This is a genomic window from Streptomyces milbemycinicus (genome assembly GCF_002154605.1).
In the GTDB taxonomy this organism is placed as follows: domain Bacteria; phylum Actinomycetota; class Actinomycetes; order Streptomycetales; family Streptomycetaceae; genus Streptomyces; species Streptomyces milbemycinicus.
In genome coordinates this window covers 1-10,000 of the sequence record NZ_MUNE01000878.1, presented here as the reverse complement: position 1 = coordinate 10,000, position 10,000 = coordinate 1, and the positions used below count along the sequence as shown (strand labels likewise).

Here is a 10,000-nt window from a genome sequence, read left to right as displayed (position 1 = left end):
CCTGCGCACCCGGATCCTCGGCGCGTCCGGCGGGTGAAGCTCCATAGCCAGTCGACCTCGATGAACCCGGATCGGTCACAGAGCGGGTTGGCCGCCGTCCGGCTGCGTTTGGGGGCGTCGTCGACGACCCAGGTCGCCTCGTGTGTGCCCAGTCCGGTCAGCAGGTCGAGAGCGGGGTCGAGCAGTGCCGGCCCGCACCGGTGGCGGGCCGTGGGCCGTACGGCCCGACGCGAGCACCGTCCCGGCGGGGAGCCCGCCGGGACGGCGCCTCGCGTTTCGCAGGTGGGCCCCTGACCGGCGATGATGCCGACCAGGGGCCACCCGGCACGTGAGCCTGCGTCAGCCGTCGTTCTCCGCCGAAGGGATGGCGGCGCCCGGCACGTCCTGCGGAGCGTAGATCTTCTTCTCACCCGGGTACGGCTTCGCCCAGTTGTGGGTCTCGTACCACGTGAGATGGTTCATCTGGGCAGGGGGAGCGTAGTCCGGAACGGCGTTGGGACCGGTCAGCCGCTGCTTCGGCTTCCACTGGTCCCACTGGGCGGCGACATCCTTCATGTCCGCCGGCACCGAGGGCGACGGCACGGCGGCTGCCTTCAGGTCCTGCGCCGCGGGGGTGTCCAGACCACAGGAGGGCGCGGTCTTCACACCGGCGGTCAGCGAGGTCCGGTTGGGCAGCACCTTGAACGGCGTGAAGTCCGGGCTCTGGGTGAACGCCGAGGCCATCGGGGTGGCCGCGGTGTCCTTCTGGTTCATCGGCTGGATCCCGAGGATCTGCTCGATGGTCCGCATCATCGTGATCTGGGAGTAGTAGTGGCTGTCCACCGTGGAGTGCTTGGCCCAGGGGCTGATGATCTGGACCGGGGCACGGTGACCGTCGACGTGGTCGAGACCCGCCTGGGAGTCGTCCTCGACGACGAAGATCGCCGAGTCCTTCCAGTACTTGCTGTGCGAGATCTCGTCGACGATCTGGCCCACGGCGAGGTCGTTGTCCGCGACCTGGGAGGCAGCGCTCACCGGGCCACCGGTGTGGTCGCTGGAGAGCCAGAACATGTTCAGGTTCGCCGGTCCGTTCTTCTCGAAGTCCTTCTTCCAGATCTGTGCCCGGTAGACGTCCGGGACGCTGGTGTCGAACTTCGGGAAGCCGTGCACCGACACGTCATTGAGCGACGGGATCGGCGAGGTCGAGTTCAGCGGGTAGGCGGTGTCCTGACCGGTCGCCGCCATGTTCTTGCTGTCGCAGTACAGGTTCTGCCAGCTGGCGCCCGACGGCTTGGTCAGGAACTGCTGGAACTCACCGAAGTTCCGGACGGACTTGCCGGCCGCCTGCGCACCGGTCCAGATGAAGCCGGTCTTCTGGTGGCCGAGGGCGTCGTCCTCGGTGTCGTAGCTGCGGGTGTACTCACCGGCCGATGACTCGGTGTACTCCGGGTCGTCCGCCTGCATCAGCCAGTTGTGACCCTCGGCGGAGTTGGTGCCGATGTCGTACGTGTTGTCGTACAGGCCGAACTGCTTGGCCAGGGCGTGCTGGTTCGGCGTGACGTTCTCACCGAACTCGGTCAGCGACGGGTCGCCGTTGCCCTGCGGAATGTCACCGAAGACCTGGTCGTAGGTCCGGTTCTCCTTGACGAGCAGGAAGACGTGCTTGATCGTCGAGGGGTCGCCGAGCTTGACCGGGACCGGCACCGGCTTGGCCGGGGAGCCGTCGGACTTCTTGAGCGACTCGCCGTTCCAGCCGTTCTGCTTGAAGACCTTGCCGGTGTAGGACTTGATCACGTTGTCGCCGGGCAGCGTGAACTTCTGCACGCTCGACGTCGTGTCGTGGGTGCCGTGACCGCCGGTGGCCTTACGGCGGGCGTCGATGCCACGGGTGTTGGAGACGTACACCTCGTTGCCGGAGGTGGTGATCTCCGAGGGGAAGTAGTCCGTGGGGAGCAGGCCGACGTAGCTGACCGGCTCCTGCGCGGAGGTGTACTTGTAGACGGCGACGGCGTTGGCGCGGCCGAGGGTCACCAGCAGGTGACCGTCGTCGGTGAGGGTCACCGCGTCGGGCTCGTAGCCCACCTGAGCCTTGGCCCACGGCTGGGTGGAGATGGTCTGGACGACCTTGTCCTTCGCCGTGTCGATGACCGACACGTTGTTGTCGGCGGTGTTGGTGACGAACACCACGCCGTTCTTGGCGTACACGGCGGTCGGGTGCAGACCGACCTCGATGCTGGAGACCGCGGCGTCCTGGTTGGCCAGGTCGATGACGCTGACCGTGCCGCTGGTGGTGGCAGCGGTCTTCTGGTCGGCGAGCACCTGCGTGCCGTACGAGTTGATCGTGGGCTCGCCGGGCTTGGCCGGGCGACCGCCCTCGTTGCTCACGTAGAGCTTGTTGCCGACGATGACCATGCCGCGCGGGGCGTTGCCCACGTTCCAGCTCTGCTTGATGGTCCCGGTCGCGGCGTCGATGGCGACGACCCGGTTCTGGCCGTTGACCGCGGAGTACACGGTCTTGCCGTCGGCCGAGAACGCCGCCGCGCCCACCAGGGCGTGCTTGGACCCCTGCGCCGGGATGCTGACGGTCCTCGGGCTGGAGACGCTGCCGTCCGCGTTCACGGTGAACACGGTGTAGCCGTCCGGCTGGCCCAGCCACAGCTGCTTGCCGTCGGGCGAGTATGTCGGGCCTTCCTGGCCCACGTTGTTGCTGCTGATGCGGGGGTTCGACGACGCGGCATTGCTGACGAGCTGCTGCGTCTTCCAGTTCTTCAGGTCCACGATGGCCAGGGCCGCGCCACCGTCGGTGACCGAGGCGGCCATGTGCGTGCCGTCCGGGCTGACCGAGGACGACATGATCTTGCCCTGGTTGATGACAAGACGGTCGCCGTACGGGGCGATGTACTGGTTGCTGGAGACGACCTGGCCATTCTCGGTGACCTGGCCGACCTGGTCCGTGCCGAACTGGTGGGTCTGCGCGAGCGCCGTGCCGGCGGCCACGAGGGCGACAGCGGTGGTGCCCGCCGTCAACAGCGGTATCCGGCGGCCGATGCGTCTACCGATGAGGTTGATCCGAGCTTCCTCGACGAGCTTGCGGCGGCGAGTTACCTGCATTGAGTGTTATCCCTTCGGGCTGGTGTCGAGCAGTTCGACGTTGCCGTCGAACTGCCACAGCGGGTTCGGTGCGTCCCCGTCGGGGGTCCGCACCAGGAAGTAGCCGTTCACTTCCTTCGGTCCATCGCCATCGGCCATGAACCGCCCGTCCGGAGTGACGTCGAGTTGGTAGATGGCCTGTCCTGTGGCCTCGACGCCGGGAAGATGCCAGGTCACGACGCAGCGCCAGTCGTTGCCCGGGCCTTCCGCTGCGACTCTGGCGCTTCCCTTGTTGCACGACGCCGTGGCCTTCAACTGGGCCTCGGTGACGGCGGGCCGGTTGAGTTGGTCGGTCTGCATGCGGTACAGGTGCGCGAACGCCGTGGCGAGCGAGCGCTGCACCTTGTCCTGCTCGATCCCGGAGCCCGTCGCCGAGGTCGTCGCGGCGACGACCGCGAACGACGCGGCGGCCACCCCGACGAGCGGTAGGACTCCGACGGTGATCGCGCGGCGGCCCGAACCGTCGTGGGTCAGGTTGGTGAAGTCGCGCCGTACGAAGAGCACATACGCCAGCGCCGTCGCGACCACGGCCCACACGAGGCTGACAACGACGCCGATCAGCAGCGGGCCGAGTTGCTGAGGGCTGGTGAACAGGCCGTTCCAGGAGATGAAGGCGTAGCTCGGCAGGGCGACGCGCACGGCCACCGGAAGCGGCAGCATCTGGGCGACCGCCATCGCGAGCGAGACGAGCACGGGCACCAGCAGCCCCATCGGGGACCGTCCCAGCGTGACCGAGCCGAGGAGGCCGAGTGCGGCGAGCGCCAGGGTCGGAGCGAGGACGCAGACCCAGGAGAGCAGGACCTGAACGGCGGCGTCCGACGGTGCCAGGAGATGGCCGTCGAGACCGACCAGCGGCTGGTTGCCGACCACGAGGAGGCCGCCGACGGTGCTGGAGACCGCGAGCCCGGCCACGAGCAGCAGCAGGACGGTGAGACTGGCCACCGTCTTCGCCACGAAGATCCGCCGGGGCGAGCGGACCGCCACGAGCAGATGGCGCCAGGTGCCGAGCCGGTCCTCGGAGGCGAACACGTCACCGGCCACGACCGAGGTCAGCAGCGGGAGCGCCCAGGTCCCCGCGAAACCGAGCATCACCAGCGGGCCGGCCCACCCGGAGGCGAGCATCCAGCGCCCGAAGAGGGTGTCGACGGGAAGTGTGCTCTGCTGGCTCACCCCGGCGACGAAGAGGGCGGGAGCGATCCAGCAGGCGAGGACCAGCAGGCGGATTCGCCACTGGGAGACGAGCTTGACGAGCTCGAAGCGACAGGCGCGGGTGACGGGGACGCGACGGCCCCCGGTCACCTGCTCGTGTTCCTGTTCCCGGCTCTGGGTGAGGGTCGCGGTCATCTGCCCGCCTCCTGCTGCTCGGTGAGGGTCAGAAACGCGGCTTCGAGCGGCGACACCACGGGGGTGAGCTCGCGCGGCGCGACGCCCTTCTCCACGAGCCGCACCACGAGTTGGTCGAGGGCAGGCACCAGGGCGCGTACGACGAGCAGTTCGGCGTCCTGCCGTATCCCGGCGTCGTCGACGACCTGGATCCCCGGCGCGTCGTCCGCCAGCCGGCGCGCGGCCTGCGGGTCGGAGGTGAGCAGCCGGTAGTCGAGTTCACGGTTCTCGGTAGCCAGCTCGCTCAGCGGACCGGAGAAGACGACGCGTCCGGTGGCGAGGATGGTCACCTCGGAGCACAGCGCCTCGAGGTCGTCCATGTTGTGGCTGGAGAGCACGACGGCGGTTCCGTCGGCCGCGAGCCGGTTGAGGACACCGTGCACGTGCTTCTTGCCCGCCGGGTCGAGGCCGTTGGACGGTTCGTCGAGCACGAGCAGCCGGGGCTTGGTCAGCAGGGCGGCGGCGAGCCCGAGCCGCTGGCGCATGCCGAGGGAGAAGCCGCGGGTACGGTCGTCGGCGACGTCGGTGAGACCGACCTCGGCGAGTACGTCGTCGATCCCCGCCGTGCGCGCGTCGTGGCCGCGGAGCGCGGCCAGCGCGGCGAGGTTCTGCCGTGGGGTGAGCGAGGGGTAGAGAGCGGGGCCGTCCACGAAGCCGGCGACACCGTCGGGAGCGTCGAGTGCCCGCTCGACCGGTGTACCCAGGACCTCCAGGCGACCGCCGTCGGCCACCGCGAGCCCCAGCAGAAGGCCGAGCAACGTCGTCTTTCCGGCGCCGTTAGGTCCGACCAGGCCGTGGATCTGACCCTGCGTTACATCGAGATCGATGCCGTCCAGGGCGACGACATCACCGAAGTTCTTCGTGATACCGCGAGCCCGGATTGCGCGGAGTTCTTCCATGGGTCCCTTCCTTCAAATTCCTCAAGGACCCTATGGATTGATCATGCCGCTCATGGGGGTGGAGAGTTGAATGTATGTAGAACATGAAGCGACTTGGCGTTCTCGACGTCGCCGCCGAGCGGGCGCCTCCCGCGCTTTGACCAGCATCTTTGCCATTACTTGGGTAAAGTTAGATGCTTTCATGGATGAGTTGCAATGGTGAATGTCTCGGTGAATGTCAACTGGGCACGGAGCGCAATTGAGCTGCGTTCTCGGAGTCCCTGCGAGGTTTGGCATCCATGGGTTGCCGTGGATTTACTTCGCTGAGCCGTTCGACCCGATACGGCTGCACGGTGGCCGGGTCAGCCGCCGTGCAGCCGATCGTGAAGTTTGCGCGGAGGCTCAGTAACCGTCGTGGCGGCACGGGCCCCGGTCTGGGGAGGACTCGAAGGTCACTGGCGGCCGACCTTGACGGGGGACGGACATCCTGCGGTGATGTTGCGCTCGGTGTATCCGGTCACTTTCACCGGGCCCACCAGCCCGTAGGAGGTGTTCGAGTTGTAGGCAGCGTTGCCGAGAAGGGTGGAGACACCGACGTCGATGGTGTTGGTGCCCTTTTTCAGGTAGCCGCGCAGGTCGATCTTGTTCGGGTTGAGCTGGTTGACCGCCGGGAGTCTCCGGCCGTTCACGGTGACCGTCGCCAGACCGTTGATCTTCCCAAGGTCGAGGTAGGCACCGCTGTCGGCGGCCCATCCGCTTCCGGTCGTGATGGTGGTGGTGTAGGTGGAGGTGCCGGCGACCTTGGCGAGACCGTCGATGTGCTGCCAGTCCGGCAGGTTGCCGTCCGCGGCCGGAGTGATCGTGCGCCGATCGAGGGCGACTTTGTCGGTGTCGTTCGGGCCACCGCTTCCGGCCTGCCACGAGGTGACGTCCAAGGTCCAGGTCGATGGCGACGTGACGTTCGGGAGGGTCTTGACGTGGCTGGTGACGGTCTTCCCCGTCGAGAGGCGGGTCTCGTACGAGCCGGTCTTGGTGGCGCGGACGGTCAGGTGCGCATTGTCCGGGCGCACCACGGTCCAGGCGGTGCTGTCGGTGGCGTACGTCGGGCACACATCGCGGAGCTGCGCGGCACGGGTGTCCTCGTTGCCGCGGGTGATGGCGATGACGGTGGCGTCGCCCGAGGCCAGTGAGACGGTCGCCCGCACTCCACTGTCGGTCCGGCTGTAGAGCGGCATCCGGGTGACCGCGCCGGTCCACGCGTCGTACTGGTAGGGGGCGCCGGAGCCGGTGAACTTCGCGGTGGTGGTGACCGTGTCGGCGCCGGAGTTGAACAGGTAGTAGTAGTCGGTGTCGGTGGTCTGCCGGTGCAGGGAGACGACCGGCGAGTCGGAGTAGGACACCGACGGCTTCACGCCCGCTTTCGACAGGGCACCGAGGACTCCTGCCTCGGTGGCGACTTGCTGTACCGATCGGGTCGCGAGCAGCTGCCGGATCACGGCTGCGAGCTTGGTGTCCTGGTCGGGGTGGTTGCCGCGGACCCGGGTCGGGAGGTCGCCGACCACGATGACCGGGAGCCCGGACTTCGCCCAGGACAGCAGTCGCTTGGCGTCGGCGAGGTCCATGGTCGGGTTCGTCTCGGGGTTGGCGGTCGTGTCCCAGACGAAAGCGCCGTACCCGAGTCCGGCCGGGTTGAGCCGGCCGCCGGAGACGGTGGCCGAGGGCGCGCGCATCAGGGTGCTGTTCATGAACCCGTAGGTGTAGCCGGCGCGGGCCAGGGACTGGTCGGTGAAGTACAGGTCACCGGTCGAGCCCGAGACGCTGTGGCCGCGGTCGTCGCGGTAGATGGCGACGTCACCTCGCAGCTCGCCGCGGCGCAGCACCGTCTGCATCCGTCCGACGTAGGTGTTGATGGCCTTGTCGTCATCGAACGTCGGGTTCTGCGGCCCGTAGACATCGGCCACGTAGGCGCCGAACGGGGAGAAGCCGGGCCACTTCGCCGCGGCACCGGCGCTCTGGTCGGCCCACCCGTGCCACACCATCTGGTTCACGCCGACGGAGAACTGCTGGTTGACGTGCGCGAGCAGCAGCTGCCGCTGCACCTGTGCGCTGCCGGAGGCGGCGCAGCACTCGGTCGAGACCACGTTGTGACCGGACTGAGCGGCGGCACTGGCCATGGACCGCCACACGTCGGAGCCGCGGGTGTTGATGAACTTCGGCGGCCCCTCGGTGAAGCCGGACGTGAACGACAGGTCCTCGCCCTCGGGGATGTCGAGCAGGGTGGCGGAGTCCATCGGGTCGATCGGCGAGGGCCCCCATGAGCTGTAGCCCTGGCCGCGGACGGTCATCCCGACCTTGCGCGCCCATGACCTGAGCGGGCGCAGGTGGTTGTCGACGAACAGGTCGGAGAGGGTCTGGTTGTAGTCCTCCCGCACCCGGTCGCCGGTGTCGCCGGTGAAGTCGAAGACCGGGTCGGTGACCCCGACGCCGGCCAGGTACGGCACCAGGGAGTAGCCGCGGCGCTTGTGGAACTGCTGGAGGAAGTCACCCGTCCACGACCGCACCTGCTCACCTTCTCGGTTGAGCTCGAGGGAGTCGAAGAACATCGATCCGCCGCCGGCCTTCATGGCCTTGCGCAGCTGCGGTGTCATCGCGTGGTCGTCCCAGTAGTCCTTGACCGCGCGGAACCCGGACTGGGAGAAGTGGTCGACCAGGTACGTGGTCTTCGCGGTCGCGGCCAGCGCGACGGTCTGGCCCGTTCCGTTCATCCATGCCGCGACCAGCACGTACCGCGCATCCGCAGGCGCTGTCGGCGCGGTCCATGACACCTCGCCGTCGGCCACGTCGTCGGTGAGGTCCACGGCCGATTCGGGGTCGAGGACCGGGACCGAGTCCTTGGCCGACGGGGCGGCGCAGTGCTTGAGGCACCGGTAGGCCACGACGCCCTGCAGCACCTGGTCATGCACACCAGGCGGAAGTGTCGGGGTCGGGAGGGGCCCGTCGAAGGTGGCACCGGCGTTCAGCCACGCCTGCCCGAAGGTGACCTCTTTCGCCGAGCCGGGGCCATCGGGGTTCACCGTCTGGGTGCCGGCCGACCAGCCGGGCGTGTAGATGCCGTCGACGCGCAGGCCGGCGGCCTTTCCGGCGGTGAACAGGTTCGTCCACGTGTCCGTCCACCGGGTCGTGCCCCAACCCATCGCGGCCGGGTCGTAGCCCGGCGCGGACTCCAGAACCCGGGTCAGCTGATTGGCCTCGTAGCCACCGGCTCCCGAGGCCCTGATCTGGGCGACCTGGTCCTTGATGGAGTCCGGGGTCATCATCCCACCGGTGTTCCAGAACCGGTACAGGGGACGATTCGCGGGCGTCGGGTCAGCGAAGCTGCCGGAACTCGCCGCAGCAGTAGCCGAACTGGCGGCGACCGGCGTCACGCCGGGCGATCCGCCGACGGGTGTGGCGTCGGGTGTGGCGGCCACGAGCCCGCTGATAGTGACCGTTGCCGCGGCCAGGGCGGCGGTGGCGCGCACGAAGCGCCCGCCGAGGTGGCGAGCCCGCTCTTGGGCACGGTTGGAGTGAGGAGCCATGGGATTCCAACTCGAGGTAGGTTCCGGCGGGATGAGCGCCCGGCCGGGGCGATGAACAGGCCCGACCATCGCGCAAAGGGGAGATGAAACGATTCACAAGAACGTCACAGGGAATGTATGGCGGACGACATGCCGCGTCAATAGAGAACTCAAGTTCACTATCGGGATATCTGTGGTGAGAGGGGCGGGCCGCCCCTTGGTGCCCGGTCATGGTTCGGCGGGCTGTGAATCGCCCCGGGCGCGTTCTTCGGCCGCGGTCTGTCTCGACGTGTCCAGCTAGTCGGTGGGAGCTGCCGCGCGAAGGGCGGGCAGCCAGACGCAAGCCACGATCTCGTCCAGTTCCTCGGGTCCTGGAAGGGCACCGTCGACGAGGAACGACTGTATGACCAGGGCGAAGCCCACGTTGAGTACGCGGGGAGGAATCGGCGACGGTCCGAGCTCTCCTCGGGCCCGCGCATGCTCGATGATCTCGACGGCGACCTGGATGGGCGTGTCCGCGGGGCGCTGACTCAAGTCCAAGGTCGGTGACTCCGATGCCAGAGCACGCGCCGCGGATCCGTACGGCCCGCGCAGGAACGCGCACGTCCCGTCGAGCGCCGAGCGAAGGTTCTCCGCCAGGGAGCCGGACAGATCGAGCGGCCCTGGCGGGAGCTGGGACTGCCGAAACGAGGTTGCCGCGATGAGCGCTGCCTTCGTGCGCCAGCGCGCGTACAACGAAGCCTTGCCCGCCCCGGCCCGCCGCGCCACGCGCGGCATGCTGAAGTCGTTCCAGCCGTGCTCGACCAACTCGTCCCAGGCAGCGTCCAGCAGCGCCCCCTCGAGCTCCTCGCCACGCCGCCGTGGCCGGGACTCCCTGTCGCCTGTCACGGATGCAGTATGCCCCATCTGGTCGCTACCACGAGTGCTCCGCCGCTGGTCACCGAGCTAATGCGGACAGAAGATGCCCGCACCTTTATGGGGCCGGCCGCGCCACAAGATCCACTTCCTGGGGTGTGACGCGGTGCTGCTCGGCCGCTCGCTGGGCGGCCAGCG

At 68.2% G+C, this 10,000-nt stretch carries 5 protein-coding genes; all 5 read right to left on the bottom strand.

Annotated features, from left to right (window positions below; translation table 11 throughout):
- Positions 1 to 339: 339 nt before the first annotated feature.
- The 5 genes from CCN51_RS48135 to CCN51_RS48115 all read right to left on the bottom strand — a co-directional run bounded on the left by CCN51_RS48135 (position 340) and on the right by CCN51_RS48115 (position 9,835).
- Positions 340 to 3,090 carry a bifunctional YncE/alkaline phosphatase family protein gene (locus tag CCN51_RS48135; protein WP_014182234.1) on the bottom strand — a complete coding sequence of 917 codons (2,751 nt, stop codon included), beginning with the start codon at positions 3,088 to 3,090 and terminating at the stop codon, positions 340 to 342.
- A gap of 6 nt (positions 3,091 to 3,096) precedes the next feature.
- Positions 3,097 to 4,473: an ABC transporter permease gene (locus tag CCN51_RS48130; protein WP_014182233.1), complete on the bottom strand. Its 1,377-nt coding sequence runs from the start codon at positions 4,471 to 4,473 to the stop codon at positions 3,097 to 3,099.
- Positions 4,470 to 5,411, bottom strand: coding sequence for an ABC transporter ATP-binding protein (locus CCN51_RS48125; RefSeq protein WP_014182232.1), 942 nt, complete (start codon positions 5,409 to 5,411; stop codon positions 4,470 to 4,472). The genes CCN51_RS48130 and CCN51_RS48125 overlap by 4 nt, the downstream gene beginning before the upstream one ends.
- Before the next feature lie 431 nt (positions 5,412 to 5,842).
- Positions 5,843 to 8,968 carry a glycosyl hydrolase gene (locus tag CCN51_RS48120; RefSeq protein WP_158104772.1) on the bottom strand — a complete coding sequence of 1,042 codons (3,126 nt, stop codon included), beginning with the start codon at positions 8,966 to 8,968 and terminating at the stop codon, positions 5,843 to 5,845.
- A gap of 276 nt (positions 8,969 to 9,244) precedes the next feature.
- Positions 9,245 to 9,835: a TetR/AcrR family transcriptional regulator gene (locus tag CCN51_RS48115; RefSeq protein WP_043492769.1), complete on the bottom strand. Its 591-nt coding sequence runs from the start codon at positions 9,833 to 9,835 to the stop codon at positions 9,245 to 9,247.
- Between the last annotated feature and the right edge of the window lie 165 nt (positions 9,836 to 10,000).